This window comes from Marinovum sp. J2-8, assembly GCF_055808435.1.
The window spans coordinates 573,729-600,453 of sequence record NZ_JBVVRZ010000003.1; the positions used below are offsets into that span (position 1 = coordinate 573,729).

23 protein-coding genes, 3 pseudogenes and 1 riboswitch are annotated in these 26,725 nt (G+C 60.7%); of the genes and pseudogenes, 9 read left to right on the top strand and 17 right to left on the bottom strand.

What is annotated here, in order from left to right; translation table 11 throughout:
• Positions 1-118: 118 nt before the first annotated feature.
• Positions 119-1,701 (bottom strand): annotated as a pseudogene (locus tag AC0L4F_RS12295) (2-isopropylmalate synthase).
• Between the two features lie 444 nt (positions 1,702-2,145).
• A pseudogene (locus AC0L4F_RS12300) lies at positions 2,146-3,619 on the bottom strand (MORN repeat-containing protein).
• Positions 3,620-3,845: 226 nt separating this feature from the next.
• Here AC0L4F_RS12300 and AC0L4F_RS12305 point away from each other — a divergent pair.
• Positions 3,846-5,504, top strand: coding sequence for an NAD+ synthase (locus AC0L4F_RS12305; RefSeq protein WP_244688797.1), 1,659 nt, complete (start codon positions 3,846-3,848; stop codon positions 5,502-5,504).
• Positions 5,505-5,589: 85 nt separating this feature from the next.
• Here AC0L4F_RS12305 and AC0L4F_RS12310 read toward each other — a convergent pair whose 3' ends face one another.
• The 3 genes from AC0L4F_RS12310 to AC0L4F_RS12320 all read right to left on the bottom strand — a co-directional run bounded on the left by AC0L4F_RS12310 (position 5,590) and on the right by AC0L4F_RS12320 (position 7,687).
• Positions 5,590-6,252 carry an SGNH/GDSL hydrolase family protein gene (locus AC0L4F_RS12310; RefSeq protein WP_348524104.1) on the bottom strand — a complete coding sequence of 221 codons (663 nt, stop codon included), beginning with the start codon at positions 6,250-6,252 and terminating at the stop codon, positions 5,590-5,592.
• Between the two features lie 45 nt (positions 6,253-6,297).
• The gene (locus tag AC0L4F_RS12315; RefSeq protein WP_244688940.1) at positions 6,298-6,654 is read right to left on the bottom strand and encodes a metallopeptidase family protein; all 357 of its coding nucleotides are present in this window, start codon (positions 6,652-6,654) and stop codon (positions 6,298-6,300) included.
• A gap of 97 nt (positions 6,655-6,751) precedes the next feature.
• Positions 6,752-7,687 (bottom strand): MBL fold metallo-hydrolase, encoded by a 936-nt coding sequence (locus tag AC0L4F_RS12320; RefSeq protein ID WP_244688799.1) that lies wholly within the window; start codon positions 7,685-7,687, stop codon positions 6,752-6,754.
• Between the two features lie 152 nt (positions 7,688-7,839).
• Here AC0L4F_RS12320 and AC0L4F_RS12325 point away from each other — a divergent pair, with 152 nt between their 5' ends.
• Positions 7,840-8,274, top strand: coding sequence for a DUF1801 domain-containing protein (locus tag AC0L4F_RS12325; RefSeq protein ID WP_244688801.1), 435 nt, complete (start codon positions 7,840-7,842; stop codon positions 8,272-8,274).
• 169 nt (positions 8,275-8,443) lie between these two features.
• Entirely contained in the window at positions 8,444-9,769 is a 1,326-nt protein-coding gene (gene gltX, locus AC0L4F_RS12330; protein WP_244688803.1) for a glutamate--tRNA ligase, read from the top strand.
• 40 nt (positions 9,770-9,809) lie between these two features.
• Here the strand turns inward: gltX and AC0L4F_RS12335 are convergent, their stop codons facing one another.
• Together AC0L4F_RS12335 and AC0L4F_RS12340 are read right to left on the bottom strand one after the other, a co-directional pair.
• Complete coding sequence (locus tag AC0L4F_RS12335) at positions 9,810-11,000, bottom strand: DUF2254 domain-containing protein (RefSeq protein ID WP_244688805.1); 1,191 nt, start codon at positions 10,998-11,000, stop codon at positions 9,810-9,812.
• Entirely contained in the window at positions 10,997-11,569 is a 573-nt protein-coding gene (locus AC0L4F_RS12340) for a gamma-glutamylcyclotransferase family protein (protein ID WP_244688807.1), read from the bottom strand. Before AC0L4F_RS12340 ends, AC0L4F_RS12335 begins: the two co-directional genes overlap by 4 nt.
• Positions 11,570-11,733: 164 nt before the next feature.
• Positions 11,734-11,819: riboswitch (glycine riboswitch) on the top strand.
• A 167-nt stretch (positions 11,820-11,986) separates the two neighbouring features.
• On the opposite strand from AC0L4F_RS12340, the gene gcvT reads away from it, so the two are divergent.
• The 3 genes from gcvT (at position 11,987) to gcvP (ending at position 16,647) form a co-directional block, all read left to right on the top strand.
• Positions 11,987-13,132, top strand: coding sequence for a glycine cleavage system aminomethyltransferase GcvT (gene gcvT, locus AC0L4F_RS12345; RefSeq protein WP_244688809.1), 1,146 nt, complete (start codon positions 11,987-11,989; stop codon positions 13,130-13,132).
• A 17-nt stretch (positions 13,133-13,149) separates the two neighbouring features.
• Positions 13,150-13,509, top strand: a complete 360-nt coding sequence (gcvH, locus tag AC0L4F_RS12350) for a glycine cleavage system protein GcvH (RefSeq protein WP_244688811.1) — start codon at positions 13,150-13,152, stop codon at positions 13,507-13,509.
• Between the two features lie 288 nt (positions 13,510-13,797).
• The gene (gene gcvP, locus AC0L4F_RS12355) at positions 13,798-16,647 is read left to right on the top strand and encodes an aminomethyl-transferring glycine dehydrogenase (protein WP_244688813.1); all 2,850 of its coding nucleotides are present in this window, start codon (positions 13,798-13,800) and stop codon (positions 16,645-16,647) included.
• 54 nt (positions 16,648-16,701) lie between these two features.
• On the opposite strand, the gene AC0L4F_RS12360 is transcribed toward gcvP, so the two are convergent.
• The 3 genes and pseudogenes from AC0L4F_RS12360 to AC0L4F_RS12370 all read right to left on the bottom strand — a co-directional run bounded on the left by AC0L4F_RS12360 (position 16,702) and on the right by AC0L4F_RS12370 (position 20,956).
• Positions 16,702-17,616 (bottom strand): inositol monophosphatase family protein, encoded by a 915-nt coding sequence (locus AC0L4F_RS12360; protein ID WP_244688816.1) that lies wholly within the window; start codon positions 17,614-17,616, stop codon positions 16,702-16,704.
• 123 nt (positions 17,617-17,739) lie between these two features.
• Positions 17,740-20,267, bottom strand: a pseudogene (locus tag AC0L4F_RS12365) (ABC transporter permease).
• Positions 20,264-20,956: an ABC transporter ATP-binding protein gene (locus AC0L4F_RS12370; protein WP_244688818.1), complete on the bottom strand. Its 693-nt coding sequence runs from the start codon at positions 20,954-20,956 to the stop codon at positions 20,264-20,266. Before AC0L4F_RS12370 ends, AC0L4F_RS12365 begins: the two are co-directional and overlap by 4 nt.
• Before the next feature lie 55 nt (positions 20,957-21,011).
• Here AC0L4F_RS12370 and AC0L4F_RS12375 point away from each other — a divergent pair, with 55 nt between their 5' ends.
• Positions 21,012-21,650: an arylesterase gene (locus AC0L4F_RS12375; protein WP_244688820.1), complete on the top strand. Its 639-nt coding sequence runs from the start codon at positions 21,012-21,014 to the stop codon at positions 21,648-21,650.
• A gap of 74 nt (positions 21,651-21,724) precedes the next feature.
• Here AC0L4F_RS12375 and AC0L4F_RS12380 read toward each other — a convergent pair whose 3' ends face one another.
• The 6 genes from AC0L4F_RS12380 to AC0L4F_RS12405 all read right to left on the bottom strand — a co-directional run bounded on the left by AC0L4F_RS12380 (position 21,725) and on the right by AC0L4F_RS12405 (position 24,832).
• On the bottom strand, positions 21,725-21,931 hold the full coding sequence (locus AC0L4F_RS12380; RefSeq protein WP_244688822.1) for a cold-shock protein: 207 nt from the start codon (positions 21,929-21,931) through the stop codon (positions 21,725-21,727).
• A 207-nt stretch (positions 21,932-22,138) separates the two neighbouring features.
• Positions 22,139-22,645 carry a histidine phosphatase family protein gene (locus tag AC0L4F_RS12385; protein ID WP_244688824.1) on the bottom strand — a complete coding sequence of 169 codons (507 nt, stop codon included), beginning with the start codon at positions 22,643-22,645 and terminating at the stop codon, positions 22,139-22,141.
• 32 nt (positions 22,646-22,677) lie between these two features.
• Complete coding sequence (locus AC0L4F_RS12390) at positions 22,678-23,283, bottom strand: geranylgeranyl reductase family protein (RefSeq protein WP_244688944.1); 606 nt, start codon at positions 23,281-23,283, stop codon at positions 22,678-22,680.
• A complete protein-coding gene (locus AC0L4F_RS12395) occupies positions 23,166-23,828 on the bottom strand; it encodes an FAD-binding protein (RefSeq protein ID WP_244688825.1) in 663 nt (220 codons plus the stop codon). Before AC0L4F_RS12395 ends, AC0L4F_RS12390 begins: the two co-directional genes overlap by 118 nt.
• 107 nt (positions 23,829-23,935) lie before the next feature.
• A complete protein-coding gene (locus tag AC0L4F_RS12400; RefSeq protein ID WP_244688826.1) occupies positions 23,936-24,493 on the bottom strand; it encodes a L,D-transpeptidase in 558 nt (185 codons plus the stop codon).
• A 120-nt stretch (positions 24,494-24,613) separates the two neighbouring features.
• Positions 24,614-24,832, bottom strand: coding sequence for a hypothetical protein (locus AC0L4F_RS12405; RefSeq protein WP_244688827.1), 219 nt, complete (start codon positions 24,830-24,832; stop codon positions 24,614-24,616).
• 294 nt (positions 24,833-25,126) lie between these two features.
• Between AC0L4F_RS12405 and AC0L4F_RS12410 the strand changes: the two genes are divergently transcribed.
• Positions 25,127-25,471 carry a DUF2938 family protein gene (locus AC0L4F_RS12410; RefSeq protein WP_244688828.1) on the top strand — a complete coding sequence of 115 codons (345 nt, stop codon included), beginning with the start codon at positions 25,127-25,129 and terminating at the stop codon, positions 25,469-25,471.
• 405 nt (positions 25,472-25,876) lie between these two features.
• On the opposite strand, the gene AC0L4F_RS12415 is transcribed toward AC0L4F_RS12410, so the two are convergent.
• On the bottom strand, positions 25,877-26,083 hold the full coding sequence (locus AC0L4F_RS12415) for a cold-shock protein (RefSeq protein WP_244688829.1): 207 nt from the start codon (positions 26,081-26,083) through the stop codon (positions 25,877-25,879).
• A 246-nt stretch (positions 26,084-26,329) separates the two neighbouring features.
• Here AC0L4F_RS12415 and AC0L4F_RS12420 point away from each other — a divergent pair, with 246 nt between their 5' ends.
• Positions 26,330-26,707, top strand: a complete 378-nt coding sequence (locus AC0L4F_RS12420; protein ID WP_244688830.1) for an acyl-CoA thioesterase — start codon at positions 26,330-26,332, stop codon at positions 26,705-26,707.
• The last annotated feature ends 18 nt before the right edge of the window (positions 26,708-26,725 follow it).

Sequence of the window (26,725 nt, forward strand, 5' to 3'; positions counted from 1 at the left end):
TATACGCTGATTTCATCTGTTGAAACCAATGCGGAAACGAACACGGGCCGGAACATGATGTCCGGCCCGCCAAAATTTTCAGAGCATGCCCGCAATGCGCCATGCAGAGCGCATTCCGTTACATTTCCTTGTAACTGATTTCCCGCGCGTCGGCACCGGGGCCTACCTTTTCACGGCGCACCAGAAGCCGGTTCAACGCCTGGACATAGGCCTTGACCGAGGCGACAACCGTGTCGGTATCCGCCGACCGGCCGGTGGCAATCATGCCGTCCTCTTCCAGACGCACAGAGACCGTCGCCTGGGCATCGGTGCCTTCGGTGACCGCATGCACCTGATACAATTGCAGTTTCGCGGTGTTGGGGTGCAATTTGCGCACCGCCCGGAACGAGGCGTCGACCGGGCCATCGCCATGACATGTGGCCGAGGTTTCGGCGCCGTCGATTTCCATTTCCAACGTGGCCTCTGCCGGGCCGCCGGTCCCGCAGACCACTTTGAGGTTGATCAGCTCCAGCCGGTCGGAATCACCGTCGGTGGTGGCCGAAACCAAGGCAAGAACGTCGTCGTCGAACACCTCTTTCTTGCGGTCTGCCAATTCCTTGAAGCGGACAAAGACATCCTTCAACTGGTTGTCGCCCACTTCGACGCCCAGATCCTTCAGCTTGGCGCGCAAGGCCGCACGGCCGGAGTGTTTGCCCAGCGGCAAGGAGGTGCCAGAGAGGCCAACATCCTCGGGCCGCATGATTTCAAAGGTTTCGGCATTCTTCAACATGCCGTCCTGGTGAATGCCGCTTTCATGGGCAAAGGCGTTCTTGCCGACAATCGCCTTGTTGAACTGAACGTTGAAGCCCGACACCGTCGCGACCCGCCGCGAGATATGCATGATCTTGCGGGTGTCGATGCCGGTGGAAAACGGCATGATGTCGTTGCGGACCTTCATCGCCATCACAACTTCTTCCAGCGCGGTGTTGCCTGCCGTTCGCCCAATCCATTGATCGTGCATTCGATTTGTCGCGCACCGGCCTCGACCGCGGCCAGGGAATTGGCCGTCGCCATGCCAAGGTCATTGTGGCAATGGGTGGCAAAAATCACATCGTCCGCCCCTGGCACGGTTTCGATCAACCGTTTGATCAGATCCGAGGATTCGCGGGGCGCGGTATAGCCGACCGTGTCGGGGATATTGATCGTGGTGGCCCCGGCCTTGATCGCGATTTCAATCACCCGGCAGAGGTAATCCCATTCTGTGCGCGTTGCATCCATCGGCGACCATTGCACATTGTCGCAAAGATTGCGGGCATGGGTGACCGTTTCGTGAATGCGGTCGGCCATTTCATCCATTGTGAGGTTGGGAATGGCGCGGTGCAGCGGCGAGGTGCCGATAAAGGTGTGAATGCGCGGCTGGGCGGCCTTTTTGACCGCTTCGAAGCAGCGGTCAATGTCCGGCATTTGCGCGCGGGCAAGGCCACAAATGACCGCATTCCGGGATCGCTGGGCGATCTCCGACACCGCGCGAAAATCGCCTTCGGATGCGATGGGAAATCCGGCTTCGATAATGTCGACGCCCATGTCGTCCAACAACTCGGCAATTTCGAGCTTTTCGTCATGGGTCATGGTCGCGCCGGGGCTTTGTTCGCCATCGCGCAGGGTCGTGTCGAAAATCAACACACGGTTTTTATCCGCAGGTGTTTTGTCAGTCTGGGTCATTGTATCAGTCTCTTGAAGTGGTTCTCCGGGGTTCAGACGCGAACATGCCTCCTCTGAGCGGTCGCGCCGAAGGCACGCTCAGAGGCGACTTAGGAGAAGCAGCAGGCCAAGCGACAGCGCCGTGCGGGCAGCACGGATCGGGGTCGCAATATGGGCCAAAATCAACATGTCGGCGACTATACCGGGATGGCCGCGAATGAAAAGCGCCTTTTTGGACCTGTGCCGGGAAAGTTTCCCGCGCCGCCGCGACAATATGCGTGCCCGGTCTTTGGGACCAAACCGTGTGTTGCAGCGATAAGTTGGAAGGAAAAGTCGAAAGGCAGAAGGGGGCCAGCCCCCTCGGCCTTTGGCCTCACCCCCGGGATATTTTTGGTCAGATGAAGCCCGCGCGGTCTCGTCGACAGGTTCGATCAGTTGATGGAGGCGGTGCGGATATTTGGGGGGTTATTCAGCGGGTTGTGCGTCTTCGGATGCCGTTTCGCCATCGTCTTCGGCGGCTTCGGGCGCTGCGGTGGATTGCATCAATGCGCCATTCTTCCATTCGCCGGTGGCCTCTTCGCCTGGCAGCATAGCGCATGGTGCCTTCGCCCTGGCGTTTTCCGGCCACGAAGGTGCCTTCGTAGACATCGCCGTTGGCATATGTCGCCACACCCTGGCCGCTGATTTCGCCATTCGCCCAATCGCCGATGTATTTGAACCCGTCCGGCATGGAAATCTCGCCCTCGCCATGGCGCTGGCCGTCGCGGAAGGCGCCGGTGTAGATCGTGCCATCTGCATAGGTTGCGGTGCCTTTGCCGTGGCGGCGCCCGCGTTCCCATTCGCCTTCATAGCGATAACCGTCGGCATAGGTCATCACGCCAAAGCCATGGTTTCGGGCATTGGTAAAGCCGCCTTCGTAGACCAACCCATTAGGATATGTCGCGCGGCCTTCGCCGTCGATCACGCCATCGACCCAATTGCCTTCGTAGGTCGAGCCGTCGGGGTAGGTGATATTGCCGATGCCATGCGCCAGGTCATCGCGGAATTCGCCGACATAGATGGATCCATCGGGGTAGGTCACCGTGCCGACACCCTGGATCTTGCCGTTTTCCCAGTCACCTTCGTAGCGATAGCCATCGTCGCCGGTGAACACACCTTTGCCATTGCGTTGGTCGTTGCGGAACGTGCCTTCGTAGACGTCGCCATTGGCATAGGTCACAAGGCCCTGGCCCTCGCGGCGGCCTTCGACCAATTCGCCTTCGTAGACGTCGCCATTGGGTTGCATCAATTTGCCGGTGCCGGAAATCTGGCCATTGCGCCACAGGCCTTCGTAGATCAGGCCATCGGTCATCACCAGTTTGCCCTGGCCATCCCGCGTGCCTTCGGCGACGCGCCCGTCATAGACCGATCCATCCGGATAGGTGATTGTGGCATGGCCATCTTTGACGCCATTGACCCAATCGCCATCATAGACATAGCCGCCGGGGCTGGTCATTGCGCCGCGCCCATGGTGCATCGCATTGCGGAACGCGCCTTCGTAGCGCACGCCATTGGCATAGATCGCCACGCCCTGGCCGGTGATTTCCCCGTCGTCCCAAGTGCCCTCATAGGTGCCACCGTCGGTAAAGGTGATCTTGCCGATGCCATGTGGTTTGCCCTTGGCAAATTCGCCTTCATAGACCGATCCATTGGGAAAACGCGCAACGCCGATGCCCTTGATCTCGCCCTTGTCCCATTGACCGGAATATTCATAGCCATTCGGGAGCCGGTAGCTGCCGTCGCCGTGTTGCAACCCGTCCTGGAACGCGCCCTGATAGACGCCGCCATCGTCATATTGCTTGGTCAGGATCTCGCCGTCCTGGGCCAAGGCCGGACAGCCAAGTGTCAGTGCCAGTGTTGTGGCCAAAGTCGCGCCTGCGATGCGAAAGTTATGCTTCATTTGGCCGACGTGCCCCCGGAATGGTTTTGCCAAAAGGTAAAGGAGGGCGCGGTCACAGACAATGCCTTTTGATCACAGGTGCTTGTTCTGACGGAATTCGTCATCTGATTGGCGTTGATTTGCCGGGATGCATCACAATCCGGGGGGTATGTTGGCCTGTTCCCCCCTGTTCCTCGGTGTCTGATCTGGTAAGGGAGGGGCAAAGACGCAAGAGGGCATTGCCACCATGGCCGAGACATTCCGCATCACATTGGCACAGCTGAACCCGACCGTGGGCGACATCACCGGAAATGCCGCATTGGCGCGCGATGCTTGGGCACAGGGCAAGGCGGCAGGTGCCGACCTTGTGGCGCTGCCAGAGATGTTCATCACCGGCTATAACGCCCAGGATCTGGTGATGAAGCCGGCGTTCCACACCGCTGCGATTGATGCCGTACGGGCGTTGGCGGCGGAATGTGCGGATGGCCCGGCGCTGGCGATCGGTGCGCCCTGGGTTGAGGGGGCGGAGCTTTTCAATGCCTATCTGATCTGCAAGGGCGGCAAGATCGCCTCGGCGCAGTTGAAGCATCACCTGCCAAATGAAACGGTGTTTGACGAGGTTCGGATCTTTGACGCCGGGCCGATGGGCGGGCCGTTTTCCGTGGGTAACACCCGGATCGGCAGCCCGATCTGCGAAGATGCCTGGCACGAGGATGTGGCTGAAACATTGGCAGAGACCGGGGCAGAGTTCCTGTTGGTGCCCAATGGATCGCCCTATTACCGGGGCAAGTTCGATGTGCGTCTGACCCATATGGTCAGCCGTGTGGTCGAGACCGGGTTGCCGCTGATCTATCTGAATTTTGTCGGTGGGCAGGACGATCAGGTGTTTGATGGCGGGACATTCGGCATCAATCCGCATGGCGAAATCGCGTTTCAAATGCCTGTGTTTGCCGAAGAGATTGCCCATGTGGATCTGGAGCGCGGGGCAGAGGGCTGGCGTATCGTACCGGGCAAGGTGGTGCATCATCCCGATGAATGGGAGCAGGATTACCATTGCATGGTGCTGGCTTTGCGCGATTACATGCGCAAAACCGGGTTCAAGAAAGTGTTGCTGGGCATGTCGGGCGGGATTGATTCCGCACTTGTGGCGACGATTGCCGCTGATGCGCTGGGGCCAGAGAACGTGCGCTGTGTGATGCTGCCGTCGGAATACACCTCGCAGGGGTCATTGGATGATGCCAAGGACTGCGCCGAGCGGCTGGGATGCCACTATGATTTCGTGCCGATTGCCGAGGGGCGTGCCGCGATCACCAACACGTTGGCGCCGCTGTTCGAAGGCACAGAACCGGGGCTGACCGAAGAAAACATTCAATCCCGGCTGCGCGGGCTGCTGTTGATGGCGATGTCGAACAAGTTCGGCGAGATGCTGCTGACCACCGGCAACAAATCCGAAGTTTCGGTGGGATATGCCACGATCTATGGCGATATGTCGGGTGGCTATAATCCGATCAAGGATCTCTACAAGACCCGGGTGTTCGAACAATGCCGCTGGCGCAATGCCAACCACCGCGATTGGATGATGGGACCAGAGGGCGAGGTCATTCCCGTGACCATCATCGACAAGCCGCCCTCGGCGGAATTGCGCGATGACCAGAAAGACAGCGATTCCCTGCCGGATTACCCGGAACTGGATGCGATCCTGAATATTCTGGTCGATCTGGATGGGTCGATCGAGGATTGCATCGCCGCCGGCTTTGACCGCGCGACGGCGAAAAAGGTGGAGCACCTGCTCTACATCAGTGAATACAAACGGTTCCAATCCGCACCCGGCACACGCCTGACAAAGCGCGCCTTCTGGCTGGATCGGCGCTATCCGATTGTGAACCGTTGGCGCGATCCGGGCTGAGGGGCATTGCGCGAAGAATGCCCGCTAGGGCTTGAAGAGCGGCTCATCAAGCTGTCTTGACCCCGCTTCGGGTGGGCCGTTTGGGTCAGGGCATGCGGGTCAGGATTTCCCGCAGCAGGTGCCCGGCGATGCGCGCGCTGCCCTTGGGCGTCGGATGTATGAGATCGCGCGCATAAAGCGACATGTCACGGCGGTCATAAACATCGCCCGCATCGACAAAGCTGACCCAGGATCTGCGGCCCGCGGCAAGTTCCATGCGGGTTTCAAGCGTCGCAAGCGCATCAATGCACGGCGCGAAAGGGCCGCCGCGCACGGACACCGGGAAATAATCCAGCCAGATCACATGCCGACCGCGATGGTACAATAGGTCCAGAAATGCCGGGATCTCGCCGGTCTTTCCATCGGCAGCGACCAATGTGTCCAGCGTGGCGTCACAGGGCGCACAGCCACATTTGCGGGCAAGATCATTGCCACCGCCATTGACCACAATCACATCCCAGGTGCCTGCGGGCAGTTGCGCAGGAATGTCGCGCTGGATCAAACGGCGCAGGCCCGGTGTGCCGGAAAACACCGCCCCCGGACTGGCGCGGCTGGTGGCGGAAAACCCCGGCTGCCGGTCCAGAAGCTGTGGGATGGCGTTGCCGCCGGTCCGGTTCCACGTCAGGATCGAATCCCCAGAACCAATATGCGTGTCTCTGCGATGGCGAGCCGGGGAAGGGCCGTCAGGCCCAGGCTGACAAGGCCCAATACCATTAACAAACGCAGCATTTCAGGGCCTTTCAGTTGCGAGGGGTTACTCCCACCAGCGGTCAACTAAGGCAATATCATCATCCGACCAGCCAAAATGATGCGCAAGTTCGTGAACCAACACATGTGTGATCAGATCGGCCAGCGCAATATCGCCGCGTGCCCGCCATTCCGACAGGATCGGTTCGCGGAAAAGCCAGATGACATCCGGGCCCATGGGTTGGTCAAAGCTGGATTTTTCCGTCAGCGGAATGCCCTCGTACAACCCAGTCAGCTCTTCGCGGGTCTCGATATTCAGGGCGGCAAGCATTTCTGGTGCCGGCCAATCGGCGATTTGCAGGACAACCGCCGCGGCGGGGCCGGAAAACTCCATTGGCAATGCGTCCAATGCCGCCGCCGCCATGCGGGCAAAATCATTGGCTGAGGGGTCTGCGATGGGGTCGATCACGTTTTCTGCCGCTTGGGTAAGGCGCGCCCGCCAATTCGGCGGGCGCAGGGGGTCACAGCATGAGTTGATATGACATCGGCGTATAGCTATATCCGCTATCGCCCTGATCCACATAGCCAATCGCCGGGAAGGGCATGTGATAGCCGATAAAGGGCAGCTTGTCGGCGGCCATCATCGACAGCAGCGATTTGCGGGTGGCTGCGGCGGCGGATTTGTCCATGTCAAACCGCACTTCCCAATCGGGGTAGGCAAGCGACCAGACATAGTGGTTGGCAAAATCGGCCGCGACGATCAGGTTCTTGCCCGCGCTTTCGATCCGATAGGCCATATGGCCCGGCGTGTGGCCGAAAGCTTCGATTGCTTCAATGCCCGAGGTCACAATCCCGCCACCGCTGAGCATGTCGGTTTGTTCGGCCAGCGGACGCATCTTGGCCTCAAACCCGTCATTGCCAGCACCGGCCCAATGATCGAACTCTGTCGCGCCGGTCACGTAGCGGGCATTGGCAAAGGTCGCCGCCCCGCCATCATCACTCAGCCCGCCGATGTGGTCGCCGTGCATGTGGGTCAGGACAACAACGTCAATCTGATCCGGGGTATGACCCGCCGCTGCCAATGCGGCTGTGATCCCTGCGGCATTCAAACCGGTGTCGAACAGCACAAGCTCGGTGCCGGTGTTGACCAGCGTCGGCGTGAAAAAGAATTGCGCGGCGTCGATCGGAATATGGGCCTTTTCGGATGCGGCGGCAAAATCTTCGGCGCTGGCGTTCATGCCAAAGATGGTTTGCGGATCGGGGACGCTGCGCGTGCCGGCCAGAAGCGTCGTGACCTCGAATTCGCCGAGCTTCACCCGGCGGAAATCGACCGCTGCAATGCCTTGTTGCGGGGCGCTGGCGCGTGCGGGCGTTGCCGCCAGCCCGAGAAAGGGCGCAGCAACCCCGGTGGCAACACCTGCGGCAAGAATCTGGCGGCGCGAAAGTAAGTTAGACATGTGGTTTCTCCCAGTTGTCTTTTTATGATCATGGTCTGATCTAATACTGACATGTTCCTGTGTCTTGTGGGCTCACGCCTTCGTGACACTGCGCGCGCGTCGCGTGTTGCGATACTGTGTGAACAACGGGCACCACGGCTTGGAGGGCGGGCATGGACAAACGTGAAAACAAGACGCAGATCACCGAGGTGGCAGTCGGGGATTTTCTGGACAGCGTGCAGCCGGAGCGCAAAGCCATCGAAGCCGCGCAGCTGGATCAGCTGTTTCGCGCGGTGACCGGGTTCCAGCCGCGTATGTGGGGGCCGTCGATTATTGGCTACGGCCAGTATCACTATCGCTATGCATCCGGGCGTGAAGGCGACACGCTGGCCACCGGATTTTCGCCACGCGCGGCGCGGTTCTCGATCTATATCATGCCGGGATATACCGATTTCGGCGGCATTCTGGCGCGCCTTGGCAAACACAAGATCGGAAAATCCTGTCTTTATGTGAACAAACTGGCGGATATTGATCTCGATATCTTGGCAGAGCTGATCCGCGCCGGGCTTGAAGATCTGGCACAACACTGGCCGGTCACGGCGACCTGACGGGCCCGGTGGCGCGGCATGAGGCCCCGGGTCAGGCCCGGGGCCGCGCCAGAGTCTTATCCGCGTCGCGCAGGAGCCATATCAGGGCCGCATCGCGGGCCGCATCGGGGCGCGGTACTGGACAAAGCGCGTGGTTCATGGGAAAGCCTGCGGCAACAGGAGACCCCCCATGACCACCACCCGTTTCGCCCCATCGCCCACCGGTTACATCCATATCGGCAACCTTCGCACCGCGCTGTTCAATTTCCTGATCGCGCGGAAATCTGGCGGCTCGTTCATCCTGCGGATTGACGACACCGACCCGGAGCGGTCGAAAGAAGAATATGTCGATGCGATCAAACAGGATCTGGAATGGTTGGGCCTGCATTGGGACCGGGTCGAACGTCAATCGGATCGGTTGGAGCAATACAATGCCGCCGCTGACAAGCTGCGCGAGATTGGCCGGTTCTATGAGGCGTTCGAAACCCCGACCGAGCTGGATCTGAAGCGCAAGAAGCAACTGAATATGGGCAAGCCGCCGGTCTATGACCGCACGGCATTGAACCTGTCCGAAGATGAAATTGCCGCGCTCCGGGCCGAGCGGGGGCAGGGCGTGTGGCGCTTCAAGCTTGATCAGGAACGGATCGAATGGGCGGACGGTATCCTGGGCGATATTTCGATTGATGCCGCCAGCGTGTCGGACCCGGTGTTGATCCGTCAGGATGGCCAGTTGCTTTATACGCTGGCGTCGGTTGTTGACGATATGGAGATGGGCGTGAGCCATGTGGTGCGCGGGTCGGACCATGTGACCAACACCGCAACCCAGATCCAGATCATTCGCGCGCTGGGCGGCACGCCACCAGAGTTTGCACATCACTCGTTGTTGACCGGACCGCAGGGCGAAGCCTTGTCGAAACGTCTTGGCACGCTGTCCTTGCGCGATCTGCGGGCCAATGGGGTTGAACCCATGGCGGTGCTGAGCCTGATGGCGCGGCTGGGGTCGTCGGAGCCGGTCGAACTGCGCACCGATATGGCGGAATTGATCGAAGGTTTTGATCTGTCGAAATTCGGCTCTGCGCCGACCAAGTTCGATGAACAGGATCTGTATCCGCTGACCGGGCGTTATTTGCAGACGTTGACCGTGTCGCAAGTGGCAGATGATATTGCGGCGCTGGGCGTGCCTGCGGATTTGGCGGAACGGTTCTGGACCGTGACACGGGAAAACATTTCGACCAAGGGTGACCTGGCCGGATGGTGGGCGATGTTCCGCGACGGGGCGGAGCCGGTGATTGACGCCGAGGATGCGGATTTCGTGGCCGAGGCGCTGGCATTGTTGCCCGAAGGTCCGTTTGATGGCGACACCTGGGGCAGCTGGACCGCTGCGGTCAAATTCGCCACCGGGCGCAAGGGCCGTGGGTTGTTCATGCCGTTGCGCAAGGCGCTGACCGGTATGGAGCGCGGGCCCGACATGTCGGATGTGATGCCATTGCTGCAAGTGGTCAAGGCGCGGGGCTGACCGCTTGCGCCACCTCTAGGGGCCGGCGGCTTGCTGCCCCCTAGCTCTGGTTCAGTGCCTTTTGCATGTCCTGCGCCGCTGCGGCCATCTGGGTATTGGGATGGTCGGCCAGCGCGGCCAGCGCCCCGTGCAGCCGTGCCATGACATCTGGATCCTTTGCGCCATCGCGGGCAATCGCGGCAAAGGCGGCGGACAAAAGGGTCGTGACCGCCACCGGCGCGATGGAGACACGGGGGAAGGTTGCCTTGTGGTCCTTTTCCGCGTTTGGCGGCACTGGCAACTCTTCCCACAGCAGGCGTTGCAACCGACCAATGACCTCGACCGCGGTGCCCGGATCGTTCACACCGGGCGACAGCGCGCGCTGGGCGGTTTCGGCCAGAATGACCAGACCAAGCGCCGGATCCTGATCAAAGCTGCGCACATCGCCGATTTCGAAACAGCGGGCCGCCGTTTTCAGCACGCGGTCATCGCCCATGTTGGCCATCCCCAGCGGGGTGTCGCGCAGGACAAAATCGCCGGGCGCGCAGCCGATGTGAATATCGCTGGCCGCCTCCTGGGCCAGCTGGTTCAGCTTTGCCATGTCGATAAAGCGGATGTAGCCGGATTTTCGCGCCACAAACGCCCGCGCGCTCACGGGCAGAATGTCGTCATCGGTGGCGGCGCGTGCGCCAAGACAGGGGCGGCGCGCCCGATTGCGCAGGGTTTCCCGCGCTTGCGCCTCGATGATCTGCAGGGTGTGATCCATGCTGCCCAGATGGGACAGATGGTCGATCCAACGCAGGATCGCCAGCACGATCAGGACCACAACCACGATGGTGAAGCCAAACACCACAACCGCCGCGTCGTCGGAATAAACCTGGGCATGAAACAGGATCACCGCGCTCAGCGAATAGACAAATCCGCCAACAAAGGTCGCCAGCACGCTTTGGGTTGTCGTGTCTTCCAGCAACAGCCGATAGGCCCTTGGCGTCGCCATCGAAGACGCGGCGCGATAGGCCGACACCATGACATTCAGCGAAAATGTGGTGACGGCCAACATGCCGGAGGCCAGGATTGTCAGCACCGGCAGGATCGCATCACGGCCGAGTTGATATTTGATCCCTTCCGGGATGAACGGCGTCAGCAGCGGTGCAAATGCCAGCGACAGCAGGGAACAGAGCGATAGCAGGACCACCCGGACCCAAAGCCGGGTCCAGATCCGTCGCGCCAGAACAAGAACCCAGGAGATCAAGCCAGACTCATCAGGATACGCGCGCCGACATCTGTCAGCAGGTCGTTGAAGCGGCTGCGGTCTTCGGCGTCGATCGGTTGGTGGCGGGGATACCGCGGGGCGTCGCGGTCATCCAGAATCGGCGCGTGCCAGCCATCCGTTGTGGCAATGAAGCCGGTCACCCCGTCCCAGCCATAGCGGTGCAAATAACCTTGGAACACACAGTCCAGATAGGACATCAAAATCGGATGCGCCGTGGTGGGCAGCGCGTGCCGGTTCGCCGGAATCGCATAGATCGCAATATCCAGCGCAGGATCAAGGCTGTGCTCCACCTGATCGCTGGCGGGCACCCGGTCATAGGCGCCTTCGCGCAGATCAAGCGCCGCCCAATCGGCACCGGGCACTGCGGCAATCACCCCGTCGATGGTGGATTGCGCATCTGGCACAACCGTAAGGAAGGACACAGGCCGCAGGTCGGTGTGTCGCCACGCCCGCCGCCAGCCACGGGCACGCGCGGCGTGAATGTCGGTGAAATCATGTGTCGCGCTGTTCACCAGCGAACCATAGCCAAAGAAATAGGGATCCATCATGGGGGCAAATGTGACGGCTCGTCCGGGGAAGTCAAACCCCTGATGGCGCAAAGATTGTGCACCACGGGCAATCTTGTGCCGTCCGGGGCATGTCAAAATGCCGTCTGGGGCGTTGCGCGTTGATTTTGCCGTTGCCCTGCCTGTTGGCCTTGTCATACATTCCTCGCAACTCAGTGGGAGAACCGGTTTCGCCGGTGCCGAAGGAGCAACCGCCCCGGAAACTCTCAGGCCAACGGACCTCTGATGTCGACCAAAATCTGGAGAGTGTCCGGCGTATGACCGGGCCGCCGAAGGGATAGCGATCTCAGGCAAAAGGACAGATGGGGCATCGCCGAACTGACCTTTTGGGGTCGGGGAACAGGGGATGCCGGGACTCGCCCAAAAATGGGCACTCCGGCCCGAAACGGGAGAATGTGAGTGTCAGACGACCAAACCGACAAGACCGCGCTGAAGAAAACGCCATTGTATGATCTTCATGTGGAACTGGGCGCACGTATGGTGCCGTTCGCCGGATATGACATGCCGGTGCAATATCCGCTGGGGGTGATGAAGGAACATCTTCATACCCGTGCCAAGGCCGGGCTGTTTGATGTCAGCCACATGGGGCAGGTTGTGCTGCGGGCCCGTGACCCCGATGTCGCCAAGACCGCGCTGGAACGCATGGTGCCGGTCGATGTGCTGGGGCTGGGCGAGGGCTGGCAACGCTATGGGTTTTTCACCAATGAACATGGCGGGATCGAAGATGATCTGATGATTGCCAATCGTGGCGATCATCTGTTCGTGGTGGTCAATGCCGCCTGCAAGGTGGCGGATATTGCGGCCATGCGCGCGGCGCTTGAGCCTGAGGTGACGGTCAAGGAAATCACCAACCGCGCGCTTATTGCGTTGCAGGGGCCGGCGGCCGAGGCTGTTCTGGCAGAGCATTATCCGGCCATTGCCGAGATGAAATTCATGGATGTTGAAACCCTGCCGATTGCGGGGGCTGAATGCTGGGTGTCGCGGTCGGGCTATACCGGCGAAGATGGGTTTGAGATTTCGGTGCCTGCATCGGCGGCCCTGGATCTGGCGCGGGCCTTGCTTGCGCATGAGGATGTGGAACCCATCGGTCTTGGCGCCCGCGATAGCCTGCGGCTTGAGGGTGGGCTTTGTCTTTATGGTCACGACATCGACGCCGAAACCACACCGGTTGCAGCCGGTTTGACCTGGGCGATGCAAAAGGTGCGCCGCGCGGGTGGCGACCGCGAAGGCGGCTTTCCCGGCGCTGCGGAAATTTTCAGCGATCTGGCAGAGGGCTGCGCGCAGAAACGGGTCGGGCTTCTGCCTGAGGGGCGCGCGCCGATGCGGGATGGAACGGAATTGTTTGCGGATGCAGAAGGCAGCGCGGCAATCGGCAAAATCACCTCTGGCAGCTTTGGCCCGACGGTCGGCGGCCCGGTCGCAATGGGCTATGTCTCGACAGCCTTGGCGGCTGAGGGCACGTTGCTATATGGCGAGGTGCGCGGCAAACGGCTTCCGGTGCGGGTGGCCAAGCTGCCCTTTGTGAAACAAGGCTTCAAAAGATAGTTCGACAGGAGACAAAGATGAAATTTACCGAAGAACATGAATGGCTTGATGTCGATGGCGACGTTGTGACCATCGGCATTACGGCCCATGCCGCCGAACAATTGGGCGATGTGGTGTTTGTGGAATTGCCCGAGGTGGACACCGAAGTCACCAAAGACGATGAAATCGTGGTGATTGAATCGGTCAAGGCCGCCAGCGACATTCTGGCCCCGATTGACGGCGAAATTGTCGAGGTCAACGAGGCGATCGTGGCAGAGCCGGGCAAGGTGAACGACGACCCCGAGGGCGAGGCCTGGTTCTTCAAGATCAAGGCCGCCGACCTGAGCCAGATGGACGATTACATGGATGAAGCGGAATACAAGGACTTCATCGGGTAACAATCTGGGTCGCCGTGTAAAACCGCGGAACACGAAGCAGATGAGCGGCAGAGGTCGCGCGCTTGCGGTCTTGCATCATCTGTTTCGTGTTGGCCGGACGGGCTTTCGGGCCCTTCGAAGGCGACCCAGAGGGCGTCAAATGATGCCGGGCACATTGCGCAGGACATGGGCGCGCGACGGTTCTGTCGACGTTATCCGGTTTGGGCGGCTCGAAATCGACTACAACAAAGGCGTTCCTTGGCGCTGACCGAGAGATATGCCGATCCGAAATGAAGCAGGGGCTTTGCCATGACATTCACACCAACAGACTATCTGCCCTATGATTTTGCCAACCGGCGTCATATCGGCCCGTCACCGGCAGAAATGGCCGATATGTTTGCGGTTCTTGGGGTTTCTGACCTTGGCGCGCTGATCGACGAAACCGTGCCCAAGGCAATCCGTCAGGATGCGCCGCTGGATTTCGGCAAGCCGAAGTCAGAGCGCGAGCTGCTGCATCACATGCGCGAAGTCGCCAGCAAGAACAAGGTTCTGACCTCGCTGATCGGTCAGGGCTATCATGGCACCGTCACACCGCCGGCGATCCAGCGCAACATTCTGGAAAATCCGGCATGGTATACGGCCTATACCCCTTATCAGCCCGAGATTTCCCAAGGTCGGCTTGAGGCGCTGTTGAACTTTCAGACCATGGTCAGCGACCTGACCGGGCTGGAAATTGCCAACGCGTCCCTGCTGGACGAGGCGACCGCCTGTGCCGAGGCGATGACCATGGCGCAGCGGGTGGCCAAATCAAAGGCCAAGGCATTTTTCATCGACCGTGACTGCCACCCCCAGAACATCGCCGTGATGCAGACCCGCGCCGCGCCGCTGGGGATCGAAGTGATTGTGGACAAGCCGGAAAACCTTGACCCGGAGGCGGTTTTTGGCGCGATCTTCCAGTATCCCGGCACCTATGGCCATCTGCGTGATTTCAGTGCCGAAATGGAGGCCCTGCATGGGGCCAAGGCGGTTGGGATCGTGGCCGCCGATCCGCTTTCGCTGACCCTGTTGAAGGAACCGGGTGCGATGGGCGCGGATATTGCCGTCGGCTCGACCCAGCGTTTTGGCGTGCCGATGGGATACGGCGGGCCGCATGCGGCCTATATGGCCTGTCGCGACGCCTTTAAACGCGCGATGCCGGGCCGGATTGTCGGCGTGTCGGTGGACAGCCACGGCAACCGGGCCTATCGGCTGTCGTTGCAAACCCGCGAACAGCATATCCGCCGCGAAAAAGCGACATCAAACGTCTGTACGGCACAGGCGCTGCTGGCGGTCATGGCCGGGATGTATGCGGTGTTTCATGGGCCTGAGGGGCTTCGCGCGATTGCCCAGCGTATTCACCGCAAAACGGTTCGGCTGGCACGCGGATTGGAGGCGGCGGGCTTTACCGTTGATCCAAAGAACTACTTTGACACGATCACCGTCGATGTGCGCACCTTGCAATCCGCGGTGCTGAAATCGGCGCGCGACGAAGGCGTGAACCTGCGCCGTGTCGGTGAGACCCGTGTCGGGATCACACTTGACGAATGTACACGCCCCTCGACCATCGAGGCGGTTTGGCGGGCCTTTGGCATCGAACAGAAAGACGATGATTTCGAACCCGTCTACAAGATGCCAGAGGCGATGCTGCGCACGTCCGGCTATCTCAGCCATCCGATTTTTCACATGAACCGGGCCGAGACCGAAATGATGCGCTATATGCGCCGGTTGGCGGACCGTGATCTGGCGTTGGATCGGGCGATGATCCCGCTGGGGTCCTGCACGATGAAGTTGAACTCGGCCGCAGAAATGATGCCGATCAGCTGGCCGGAATTTTCCGAATTGCACCCCTTTGCCCCGGAAAATCAGGCGCTGGGGTACAAGCATCTGATCGACGATCTGTCGTCCAAGCTGTGCCAGATCACCGGATACGATGATTTTTCGATGCAGCCGAATTCCGGCGCGCAGGGGGAATACGCCGGTCTGTTGACAATCGCGGCCTATCACGCGGCACAGGGGCAAGGGCACCGCAACGTCTGTCTGATCCCGATGTCGGCACATGGCACCAACCCTGCCTCGGCCCAGATGGTCGGCTGGAAGGTCGTGGTGGTGAAATCGGCGGCCAATGGCGATATCGACCTGGATGATTTCCGCGCCAAGGCGACACAGCACGCCGACAATCTGGCGGCCTGCATGATCACCTATCCGTCGACCCATGGGGTGTTCGAAGAAACCGTGCGTGACGTGTGCAGCATTGTTCATGACTTTGGCGGACAGGTCTATATCGACGGGGCCAACCTCAATGCGATGGTCGGTCTCAGCCGTCCGGGTGATCTGGGCGGCGACGTCAGCCACCTGAACCTGCATAAGACGTTCTGTATTCCGCATGGCGGCGGTGGCCCCGGCATGGGGCCGATCGGGGTGAAATCGCATCTGGTGCCGCATCTGCCGGGCCATCCCGAAGTGTCGGGTGCCGAAGGGCCGGTCAGCGCTGCGCCTTTTGGTTCGCCTTCGATCCTGCCGATTTCATGGGCCTATATCCTGATGATGGGCGGCGAGGGGCTGACCCAGGCGACACGGGTGGCGATCCTGAATGCCAACTACATTGCCAAGCGGTTGGAGGGGTCGTTTGACATCCTTTATCGGGGTCGCAATGGGCGGGTGGCACATGAATGTATCATCGACACACGTCCCTTTGCCGAAAGCGCCGATGTCAGCGTCGACGATATTGCCAAACGTCTGGCGGATTGCGGGTTCCACGCGCCGACAATGTCCTGGCCGGTGGCCGGCACCTTGATGGTCGAGCCAACAGAAAGTGAGACCAAGGCCGAGCTGGATCGGTTCTGCGATGCCATGCTGGCGATCCGCGAAGAGATCCGTGAAATCGAAGCGGGGCGGATGGACCGGGCGAACAACCCGCTGAAAAACGCGCCACATACGATGGAGGATCTGGTCCGCGATTGGGACCGGCCCTATAGCCGCGAACAGGGCTGTTTTCCGCCGGGCGCGTTCCGGGTGGACAAATACTGGCCGCCGGTCAACCGCGTGGACAATGTCTATGGGGACCGCCATCTGGTCTGCACCTGTCCCCCGATGGAGGATTATGCCGACGCGGCGGAGTGACGTCGGCGGCGCTTGCGGCGTGGTCCCGGATCAAGTCCGGGACCGTGGCGTGGCTTAGCTGGCGGCGGGGGTTTCTTCGTCGCTGGCTTCTGCAGTTTCGGAATTCGGCTCTACCAGAAAATCCAGCGCCGCGGCCACGGTGTTCCAGGCCTCTTCGCTGCTGGCGCAGAGCAGATAGCCTTCCCGTTCGGACACCGAAAATTCGCGGCCATCCAAAAATGCGACATGGCCGCCTGCCTTTTGGCAGAGCAATACCCCGGCGGCATGATCCCAGGGGGTCATCTTGCACGACAGGACAAAGTCGCAATGCCCCTCGGCGAGCAGGCGGTATTCATGGGCCGAACAGCGCAGCGCGTCGGGGCGGCCAATGCGGGGATAAACGGCGGCCACCTGCGGCTGAACCGCTTCGGGCATCAGCTTCAGATGGATATAGCCCACCATTTCATCCAATGGCTTAGGCGCGGCGGTGGTCAGGGTGCGGCGGCGTCCGCGCGGCCCGGTCCAGGTTGTCAGGCTGTCTTCGTCGGCGACGACCACATCGTCGTTCAGCGGGTCGTAGATCATGCCATAGACGGGTTTGCCGAAGCGGGTGGCCGCAACCATTGTGCCAAAAACCGACAGGCCATGGGCGAAATTCCACGTGCCATCGACGGGGTCGATCAGGAAGCCAAGCGGCGCATCGTCCAGGGCATCCAGAATCTCGGGCTTCTTCGAGGCGGCTTCTTCGCCGACAATGACCGCAGAGGGGAATGCCATTTGCAGGCCACGGGTGATCATGGCTTCGGCGGCCTCATCGGCGGCGGTGACCAGATCCAGCTTGCTGGTCTTTTCGGAAATCTCGGATGGGTCCAGGGCGCGAAACCGTGGCAGGATTTCGGCCCGTGCGGCACGGCGCACCAGGTTCAGCAGGGCGGTTTTCTGGGCGCGGGTTAGCGGTGCATGCACGGCCATGGGCAGGTTGTCTGACATGGGGGCTCCGATTCCAAGGGTTTCAAAACTGTTGTGCCGGGTGTGCCAGTGCGGCGGCAAGGGATCAAGGGCAGGATTGTTGGTTGATCTCGCCCTTGATAGGGGGTGCAGGCAATTCGCGCCTCATTCTCTGGCTCTGAGTACCTGTGCCGGGCGCGCCGCCAGCGGCTGCCAGGCGAAGGCCAAACCGGCCAGAAGCGTCGCCATGACACCGCCGAACACGATCAAAAGGGCTGAGGCCCATTGCACCGAATAGCTTACCTCCATCAGGTAGGTCATGACGGCCCAGCCCCCGGCAATCCCGGCCCCCAGCGCCACCAACCCTGCCGCCATTCCCAAAAGGATCGCGCGCAGGGCGAAGCTCTGCAAGATCCGGGCGCGGGCGGCGCCAAGGGTTTTCAACACCGCTGCCTCGTAGGTGCGCGCCTGTATTCCGGCGGCGGCGGCGCCGATCAGCACCAGGAACCCGGTCAGGAGGGTGGCCGCCGCGCCCCAGGCCGTCGCCGAGGCGATGCCGGTCAGAATGCCGGCCACCTGATCCACCGCGTCGCGCACGCGAATGGCGGTGATATTGGGATAGGCGGTTGCAAGATCGCGCAGGATTGCCGCCTCGGCGGTTTCTTCGGCATAGACGGTGGCGATGAAACTATGCGGGGCAGCCGAGAGGGCGGCGGCGTTCATCGACATCACGAACCCGATCCCGGCGGTGGAAAAATCGACCTCACGAAAGGATGCGATGGTGGCGGTGATGTCGCGGCCAAGGATGTTGACGGTCAATTCGTCCCCCAGCTTCAGGCCGATTTCTTCGGCCTCTTCGGCGGCAAAGCTGACCAGAGGCGGGCCGGAATAATCCGACGGCCACCAGTCCCCGGATGTGAGTGTCGTGTCCGCCGGGATTTCGGCGGAATAGGTGATGCCACGATCGCCGCGAATGACCCAGTGGTCCCCGGCCACATCACGGGCCGGCTGTCCGTTGATCTGGGTGATGATCCCGCGCAGCATCGGGGCGCTGTCGACCTTGTTGACCGCAGGGTCATCGTCGAGGCGGGCCTGAAACCCCGGCATCTGATCTTTCTGGATGTCGACAAAGAAATAGGATGGCGCAATCTCGGGCAGGTCGGTTTGAATGGCGGCGCGCATGTTGCCTTCGATCTGGCCAACAGAGGCCAGCACCGAAAGCCCCAGACCCAGCGACAACACGGTGGCCGCCGCGCCCTCGGTCTTGCCGGAAATTGCCGACAAGGCCCAGCGCAGGGCAGGGCGGTGGCGCACGGCGCGGCCCGACCGGCGGGCGATCCATCGGATCAGGACGGCGGTCAGTGCCAGCACGATCAAGGCCGCAATGATCCCGCCCGCGGTCCAGAGCGTGAGCCAGAGAAATCGGAAAACAAGGCCGCCGCGCCCAGAAGGGCGGCTGTCAGCAACAGGGTTGTCGCCACATAAGGCCAATGCGGCAACAGCCGCGCGCCGCCCATCGCATCGCGAAACAGGGTGGCGGGGCGGATGTCTTCGGTTCGGGCAAGTGGCCAAAGGGTGAAAATCAACGCGGTCAGCGCACCATAAAGTGCAGCCTCGGCCAGCGGTTGCGCATGAAGGGCAAACACCGCAGGCACCGGCAGTTGTGATTGCAGCAGCGGGGCAAGGGCCAGCGGGACAATGGCCCCCAGAGCGAGGCCAATGGTGATCCCGACCAGGCTGAGGACGCCGATTTGTAGGAAATAGGTGAGGAAAATCACCCGACGCGTCGCGCCCAGGGTCCGCAGGGTGGCAATCACGGATGTCTTGGTGGCCAGATAGGCGCGCACCGCTGCCGACACGCCGACGCCGCCGACCGCAAGACCGGACAGGCCGACAAGGATCAGAAAATTGCTGAGCCGATCGACAAACCGCCCAATTCCCGGCGCGCCATTACGGGCATCCCGCCAGCGACCGCCGGTTTCGGTAAACCGTGCGCGGGCTTCGGTTTCCAATGTGTCGAGGTTGGTATCCGCCGGCAATTGCAAACGGTAATGGGTTTCAAACAGGGTGCCGGGTTGCAGAAGGCCGGAATCTGTCAGAGCGTCTGTGCGCACCAAGGTGCGCGGCCCAAGCGAAAACCCACCACCGGCATTGTCCGGTTCAACCATCAGAAGTGCGGAGAGGGTAAAATCCTGCGTTCCAAGGCGAAAATTGTCACCGGGTTCCAGGCCAAGCCGATCGGCCAGCACCGGGGCCATGACCGCGCCATGATCGGCCAGCGCCTGATCCAGCGGCATGTCCGGCGCAAGCGTCACAGCGCCCAACAGCGGATAGGCGGTATCGACGGATTTGATCTGGGTCAGCGCGCGTTCGGTTCCCTCCGGGCCGTCGACCACAACCATGGATCGGAAATCGGTGATCTCGGAAACCTTGGTCGCGCGCGCCGCCATCCAGGCGCGTTCCTCGGCCTCGGCAAAACGATAGGTGAACCGCACCTCGGCGTCGCCGCCCAGCAGTTCCGCGCCTTTTTCTTCCAGTCCCATCTGGATCGAGGCGCGCACCATGCCGATTCCGGCGATTGCAGCCACACCCAGTGCCAGGCACGCCAGAAAAATACGAAATCCGCGCAGGCCACCGCGCAGCTCGCGACGGGCAAAACGGGCGGCAGAGGCCGTGTCGGTCGCAAGGCTCATTCTGCGGCCTCACGCGCGACGTCATCGACCCGACCATCGCGCAACCGCACGACATTGTCACAGCGCGCAGCCAGGCTGGGCGCATGGGTGACCAGAACAAGCGTCGCGCCATGGCGATCGCGCAGACCAAACAGCAGATCCATGATCGCGCCGCCGTTTGCCTCGTCCAGATTGCCGGTCGGCTCATCCGCAAGAAGGATCGCGGGGCGTGGTGCCAGCGCCCGTGCCAGCGCCACACGCTGTTGTTCGCCGCCGGACATTTGCGCAGGATAATGGTCGGCACGATGGCCAAGGCCAACGGCCTCAAGCTCTGCTGCGGCCCGGTCAAAGGCATCGCGGTGTCCGGCCAGTTCCAGCGGCGTCGCCACGTTTTCCAATGCGGTCATTGTCGGGATCAAATGAAAGCTTTGGAATACAACGCCCATGTGATCACGCCGGAACCGCGCCAGCCCGTCTTCGCCCATTGCGCCCAGCTCTTGGCCCAGGGCCGTCACACTGCCGCCGGTCGCGCGTTCCAATCCGCCCATCAACATCAAAAGCGAAGATTTTCCAGACCCGGATGGCCCAATCAGCCCCAGAGAGCTGCCCTTTGCCACATCAAGCGTGATTCCATGCAGAATCTCGACCCGTCCGGCATTGCCATCCAGCGCCAGATGCACATCTTTAAGCGAGAGAACGGGATCCGTCATGAAAAGGGCCTTTTGGGTAATGTTTCAGCTTTTGACATATGGGGTGCGGTGCCAGATGAGCAAGGCGGCAGCACTGGTTTTGGCGATGTCTGCGCCTGTATCCGCGCAAGAGCTGGATATTCTTGCGCTGGGGGACAGTCTGATCCAGGGCTATGGCTTGGTCGAAGATCAGGGATTTGTGCCGCAAATGCGCGGCTGGCTGGCGGAACAGGGCCATGACGTGACCCTGATCAACGCCGGTGTGTCCGGGGATACGACAGCAGGCGGATTGGCGCGGGTCGAATGGAGTTTGACGCCCGAGATTGATGCGATGATCGTCGCGCTTGGCGGCAATGACGTGTTGCGCGGCATCGCGCCGGATGTGGCGCGGGCCAATTTGGACGGAATTTTGCAGGTCGCCCGGGACCACGGGATTGCGGTGCTTCTGGTGCCGATGCAGGCCCCGGCGAATTATGGTGAAGATTACAAATTACAATTCGATGCACTTTATCCCGCGTTGGCTGCAGAATATGACGTGCTGCTGGCACCCAGCTTTTTTGACATCCTGTTGTCAGGCGGGCAGACCCCGGCAGAAATTCAGCATTTGATTCAAGGTGATGGCATTCACCCGAATGCCGTGGGCGTGGGGCAGATCGTCCAGGGGATTGGCCCGCATGTGGAGCAGCTGATCGCAATTGTTGATCGCGAAGACTAGGGGTTTTGGCAAAGAAAAGACCCCGCTTGCGGGCGGGGTCCTGGGATCGCTGTGAAGCCGTTTTGCCGGATGGCTTAGGCCAGTGCGATGTTTTCGGCGGATTCACGGCCGTCGCGGCCGGGGGTAATGTCGAACGTGACTTTTTGATTGTCGGCAAGTCCGGTCAAACCAGAGCGTTCAACTGCGGAAATATGGACAAACACATCTTTGCTGCCGCCATCGGGCGCGATGAATCCATAGCCTTTGGTGGTATTGAACCATTTGACAGTGCCAGTGGCCATTCTGTCTTCTCCTCGTGTTTTGCTGTCCGCGGAACTGCGACAGCCCGGCTTAGTCAATGCAGATCGAAGGACTGAGCCGTAATAGGTGCAGTGGTCGATAGTTAACTTCGCGCGCGAAATATGCGACCAATGCGCGCATGTTTCAAGATATTTCACGGTGGGGTTTAATGGATGCGTTTCGCGGCCTTTTGTGGGCTGGCGGCGCGGTCAGGCCCCCCAATGGCGGCGGTCGACCAGAAGCCGGCCTTCGGCATCTGCGGTCAGGATAAACAGATCGCCATATTCAAGCGGCGGCTCTCCGCCCGGGGCGAGATCGTCCCAGATGCTTTGCAAATTGCCCTTGTTGCCAATCCAGATCGCGGATTTTCCGGCCCCAAGCGCGACAATGCGCGCGGCGGGGCGTTCCTGGGGCAGGCGGGTGATTACGAGGCCCCGGGCCTCTGCCAGCGGTTTGGCGGTGTCGAGATTGCGCTGGATGCCGGGGCTGAGGATAAGGTCCAATGCAAGGCCGTCCAAAGCGGCGGGCAGTGCCGCAGCACGGGCGCGACCGGCGGCGTTCAGGTTTTCGTCGGTGCGATCCGCATGACGCACAAGAATCAGGGTCGATCCGGGCGCAAGGCGCAGCGGCGCCAAAGGCCCAACCGCGCAGGCCGATACAGCCAGACCACCAATGGCCAGGGGCGCAAAGAGGAAAAGGCGACGAGTGATCTGCATGGTTTCAATAGAAACCGAAGGGTGACGTTAGGTCAAGTGTTGGTCTTGATCCCGGTTGCCCGCGCAATGTAGTTAGGGAACCGCCGCAGCAAGCGCCACATCAGATCGCCATATTCCAAGTTGCCCCCTAGTAGCGCCATGTAATCGTGGCGCAATCGGCCCGATCCACGCGCCGCGCGAACAAAGCCGCGTTGAAACGGCCCCCAATACAGCAAATAGCGCACCAAATTTGCATGGCGCATTGCGTTCAGGATTGGCCGCAGGCGATGCCGGTAGAGCATCAGCGCCGCAGCCGGTTCATGCCGCGCCAAGGCATCCCGTGCTGCCAGCGCCGCCAATTGACCGGACTTCAGCGCATAGGCGATGCCTTCGCCGGTGACCGGATCGACCAACCAGGCGGCATCCCCCGCCAAAAGGACATTGGCCCGTCCGGGGCGCTTTCGTGCCTGTCCAAACGGCAGGTATTGCCCCTTGATCCGCAAATCGGATGGCACATCCAGCAGTGACATATAATCCTGCATCAGGGATTTGAGATTGGGATTTCGGCTATGCACCCCGCCAACGCCAACGGTGTGGCTGCCGGATTTGGGAAAGGACCAGCCATAGCCCCAATGCGCCGCCCCCATGTCGATGCGCAACGGCGCGTCGGGGAAATTGGCGGTGCCTCGACCTCCAGCGCGAACCCGATCCGGGCGGGATCAAACGCACGGCCAAACAGGGTGCGCGCCGTCACGGAATTCACCCCATCGGCGCCAATGACAATTGGTGCGGTCAATATGCGGCCATCGGACAGGGTGACCTTGCCCGCTTCGGGGCTGAGTTCGGCGATCCTCTGGCCGGTGAAATCCTCCGCCCCCGCCGCCAATGCCAGAGCGCATAAATGCGCATCCAGCGACAGCCGCATGGTCAAATAGACGGTTGGCACATCCGCAATAACGCCAAGCTTTTCGCCAAAACCGTAAAGCTCGACCGTGGTTTTCTGGTCAAATTCCGGCGGCAAATCCGTGGCAAAGATTTCGCGGTAATATTTGGCCGCCCGCCCGGTGAAACCGGCCCCGCAAAGCTTGTCACGCGGAAAACGTGCCTTGTCGACCAAGGCACAGCGAAGTCCGGCGCGCACAGCGGTCATTGCGGCGGCGGCACCGGCGGGACCGGCCCCAATGACAATCAGATCGAATTCCATGCGCGCGGTTTCCCTTTATCCCGGCCTTTGGTCAAGTGGCAAAACAAAGCCGGGGCTTGCATGGCAGATGCATGCCCCGGCAGATGCGGTCGCCCGGGATCGGGGGGTCAGATGACAGTGACGGTGGTGCCGATTGGCACACGTTCGTAGAGGGCAGCAACATGATCATTTGCCATGCGGAAACACCCGTTTGATGCAGCGCGGCCAATGGATTGCACGGCATCGGTGCCATGAATGCGGGCAAAGGTGTCGCGGCCGTTTTGAAACAGATACAGCGCGCGCGAGCCAAGCGGGTTGCCGGGGCCACCCGGTTGCACATAGTCGTTGTCGACGAATTTGGCATAGGTGTGGGGTTCGCGCTCGATCATGTCGTTTGTCGGACGCCAGGTCGGCCATTCCTTCTTGACCTGAATGACCGCGGTGCCGGAAAATTCCAGCCCGGCACGGCCGACGCTGATCCCATAGCGCAGCGCCTTGCCTGGTTCCTCTATGTGATACAGGAAACGGGCCTTTTGCAACACGATGATCTGGCCCGGGGCCAGATCGGCGCGGACGCGCACGTATTGCGGAACATATTTCGGATCAAGTTTGAATTGCGCATTGGCCACCGCCGGCATTGCCAGGGTTGCAGCAGCAGTGCCGATAAAACTGCGGCGTGTTAACATACTTTGTCCCTCCAGAACTGAGCCTGAAAATCATAGGCCAGTCGGGGTCAAAGCGGGAGTCAGGAATCCGTTACCATGTGCGAATGTGGGGCTTTCGCAACGGGTTGCGATCAAGAGCGATCAAGCAGCCAGTGCTTTGGCCGGTTCTGCATGGGCGACATCGTCGCGCGAGCCCGGCGAAACAAGCAAAGAAATGGCAATCACGGTCACAGGCATCAATACGCCACAGGCCAGATAAAACCCAAACGCGGTTGCCGCGCTGACCCCGAAGAGCAACCATGCCAAAAGACCGCCGCTTGCGCCCAATGTCGAGCCGCCCAGGAGTGTAACAAGTGCCATGTGAGTGTCCTTCTGTCCCTGTCCATGGTTAATAAATCGTTAAAGTGGGGCAGGATTGGGGCGGCTGTTGTGCGTTTTTGTGCCCTGTTCGGTTCGGGGTTGTGGCAGGTTAGCTGTTCTGCCAGCCTCTGCAAGATAGATTTTGGGGGACTTTTTAATGAACGAACTGATCTGGGCCGGGATTTTCATTGGGCTCGGCGGAACAATTGCGATGGATATCTGGGCCGAGGTGCTGGCGCGGGATTCGGTCAAGGGCGCCCGAATTGGGCCAATGTCGGTCGTTGGGCTGGGCATGTGCCGCGCGGGCAGGTGTTTCATGATGATATTGCCGCTGTGCGCCCGGTGCCGGGTGAATTGGCGTTGGGCTGGGCCGTTCATTATGGCGTTGGCATTCTTTATGGCGTGATCTTTGTCTTCTTGGCGGGACAGGGTTGGTTGGCGGCGCCGACGTTCCTGCCGGTGTGGCTGTTTGCATTGGTCACAATTTCGGCGGGCTGGTTCCTGTTGCAACCGGGCATGGGGCTGGGGGTTGCGTTGTCGCGCACGCCCACACCATGGAAGGGGCGGGCGCTGGGCCTTGTGGCGCATACGTTTTTTGGACTTGGAATGTGGGTGGTGGCGCTTTTGGCGGCGGCCTGAGCAATATGTTTCGGATCAATTGATTCTGCGGCAGGGTGGGCGTTCCGGGGGAGGGACAGGTAGCCCACCCTGCGCTTCGGCCGCTAAATGCGGACGAATTAATAAATCTGAGCCGCTAGATCGCGGCCCAATCAGTGAAGCGCCATGTGGCAGGCATCTGCGGACCGGGTTGCGGTTTGCTTGGGGCTGGCTGCGGGGTGCTGGGGCTCGGGGTCATTTGATCATCCTCCTGCCAACAAGTTTGCAGCAAGGCGACATTCCGCGACAGTCAGGGATTCCAGACGGAGGTATTCCTTACCTCAGGTGCCCGCACCCCACAGGCAACCATATCCGTAAACGCAAAAAGGCGCGCCGAAGCGCGCCTTTCGAATTCGAAAGCCAGAAGGCTTGAACCAGCAGCCCGGCTTACGCCAGTGCGATGTTGGTCGCGCTCTCGCGGCCGTCGCGGCCAGCTTCGATGTCGAAGGTGACTTTCTGGTTGTCGGCCAGACCGGTCAGGCCCGAACGCTCAACAGCAGAAATGTGCACGAAAACGTCCTTGGTGCCGCCGTCGGGTGCGATGAAGCCGAAGCCTTTGGTGGTGTTGAACCATTTCACTGTGCCAGTGGCCATGTGAAGTATCCTTAGTTTTTCTATACTGTCCGCAGTATGCGACAGCCCGGCGAAGTCACGTCTGGATCGAAGACTCTGTGCCGATGAAGGAAAACAGAAGGTCGAAAAGAAGATCGTTAGCAGGCCGTGATATGCCATGTGATGCGGTCGTTTGCAAGGGGAAAGCGGGGGGGCGGCAACCGTGTTCTTGCGTTGGCAATCTGGCGGTGATGGCTACTATGTAGTTCAAATTCGGAGGCTATATTGATGAACAAGGAACCAAAAGGCGAGCTGATGTTGCGCACATTGGCAATGCCGGCCGACACCAATGTGTCAGGCGATATTTTTGGCGGCTGGGTGCTGAGCCAAATGGACATGGCGGCGGGAATCATCGCCGGAGACAAGGCGCAGGGCAGGGTGGCGACCATTGCGGTCGACGCGATGAAGTTCATCCGGCCGGTAAAGGTCGGTGATGTGCTGTGCGTCTACTGCCGGATTGTCCGGGTGGGCCGGACGTCGATGGCCATTGAAGTGGAATGCTGGGTGCGCCGCGAACGGCTTGTGGAGCGCGAAAAGGTGACAGAGGCGGTGTTTACTTTTGTGGCGATCGATGACGTGGGCAAGCCGCGTGTGGTGCCGGGGTAGGCGACAATGCGCCATGGC

Excerpts from the sequence above, each read along its gene's own strand:
- AC0L4F_RS12305 (WP_244688797.1), top strand. The coding sequence starts at position 3,846 with ATGGCCGAGACATTCCGCATCACATTGGCACAGCTGAACCCGACCGTG.
- AC0L4F_RS12315 (WP_244688940.1), bottom strand. The coding sequence starts at position 6,654 with ATGGCGGCGGCGGCATTGGACGCATTGCCAATGGAGTTTTCCGGCCCC.
- AC0L4F_RS12320 (WP_244688799.1), bottom strand. The coding sequence starts at position 7,687 with ATGTCTAACTTACTTTCGCGCCGCCAGATTCTTGCCGCAGGTGTTGCC.
- AC0L4F_RS12325 (WP_244688801.1), top strand. The coding sequence starts at position 7,840 with ATGGACAAACGTGAAAACAAGACGCAGATCACCGAGGTGGCAGTCGGG.
- gltX (WP_244688803.1), top strand. The coding sequence starts at position 8,444 with ATGACCACCACCCGTTTCGCCCCATCGCCCACCGGTTACATCCATATC.
- AC0L4F_RS12340 (WP_244688807.1), bottom strand. The coding sequence starts at position 11,569 with ATGATGGATCCCTATTTCTTTGGCTATGGTTCGCTGGTGAACAGCGCG.
- gcvH (WP_244688811.1), top strand. The coding sequence starts at position 13,150 with ATGAAATTTACCGAAGAACATGAATGGCTTGATGTCGATGGCGACGTT.
- gcvP (WP_244688813.1), top strand. The coding sequence starts at position 13,798 with ATGACATTCACACCAACAGACTATCTGCCCTATGATTTTGCCAACCGG.
- AC0L4F_RS12360 (WP_244688816.1), bottom strand. The coding sequence starts at position 17,616 with ATGTCAGACAACCTGCCCATGGCCGTGCATGCACCGCTAACCCGCGCC.
- AC0L4F_RS12370 (WP_244688818.1), bottom strand. The coding sequence starts at position 20,956 with ATGACGGATCCCGTTCTCTCGCTTAAAGATGTGCATCTGGCGCTGGAT.
- AC0L4F_RS12375 (WP_244688820.1), top strand. The coding sequence starts at position 21,012 with ATGAGCAAGGCGGCAGCACTGGTTTTGGCGATGTCTGCGCCTGTATCC.
- AC0L4F_RS12380 (WP_244688822.1), bottom strand. The coding sequence starts at position 21,931 with ATGGCCACTGGCACTGTCAAATGGTTCAATACCACCAAAGGCTATGGA.
- AC0L4F_RS12385 (WP_244688824.1), bottom strand. The coding sequence starts at position 22,645 with ATGCAGATCACTCGTCGCCTTTTCCTCTTTGCGCCCCTGGCCATTGGT.
- AC0L4F_RS12395 (WP_244688825.1), bottom strand. The coding sequence starts at position 23,828 with ATGGAATTCGATCTGATTGTCATTGGGGCCGGTCCCGCCGGTGCCGCC.
- AC0L4F_RS12400 (WP_244688826.1), bottom strand. The coding sequence starts at position 24,493 with ATGTTAACACGCCGCAGTTTTATCGGCACTGCTGCTGCAACCCTGGCA.
- AC0L4F_RS12405 (WP_244688827.1), bottom strand. The coding sequence starts at position 24,832 with ATGGCACTTGTTACACTCCTGGGCGGCTCGACATTGGGCGCAAGCGGC.
- AC0L4F_RS12415 (WP_244688829.1), bottom strand. The coding sequence starts at position 26,083 with ATGGCCACTGGCACAGTGAAATGGTTCAACACCACCAAAGGCTTCGGC.
- AC0L4F_RS12420 (WP_244688830.1), top strand. The coding sequence starts at position 26,330 with ATGAACAAGGAACCAAAAGGCGAGCTGATGTTGCGCACATTGGCAATG.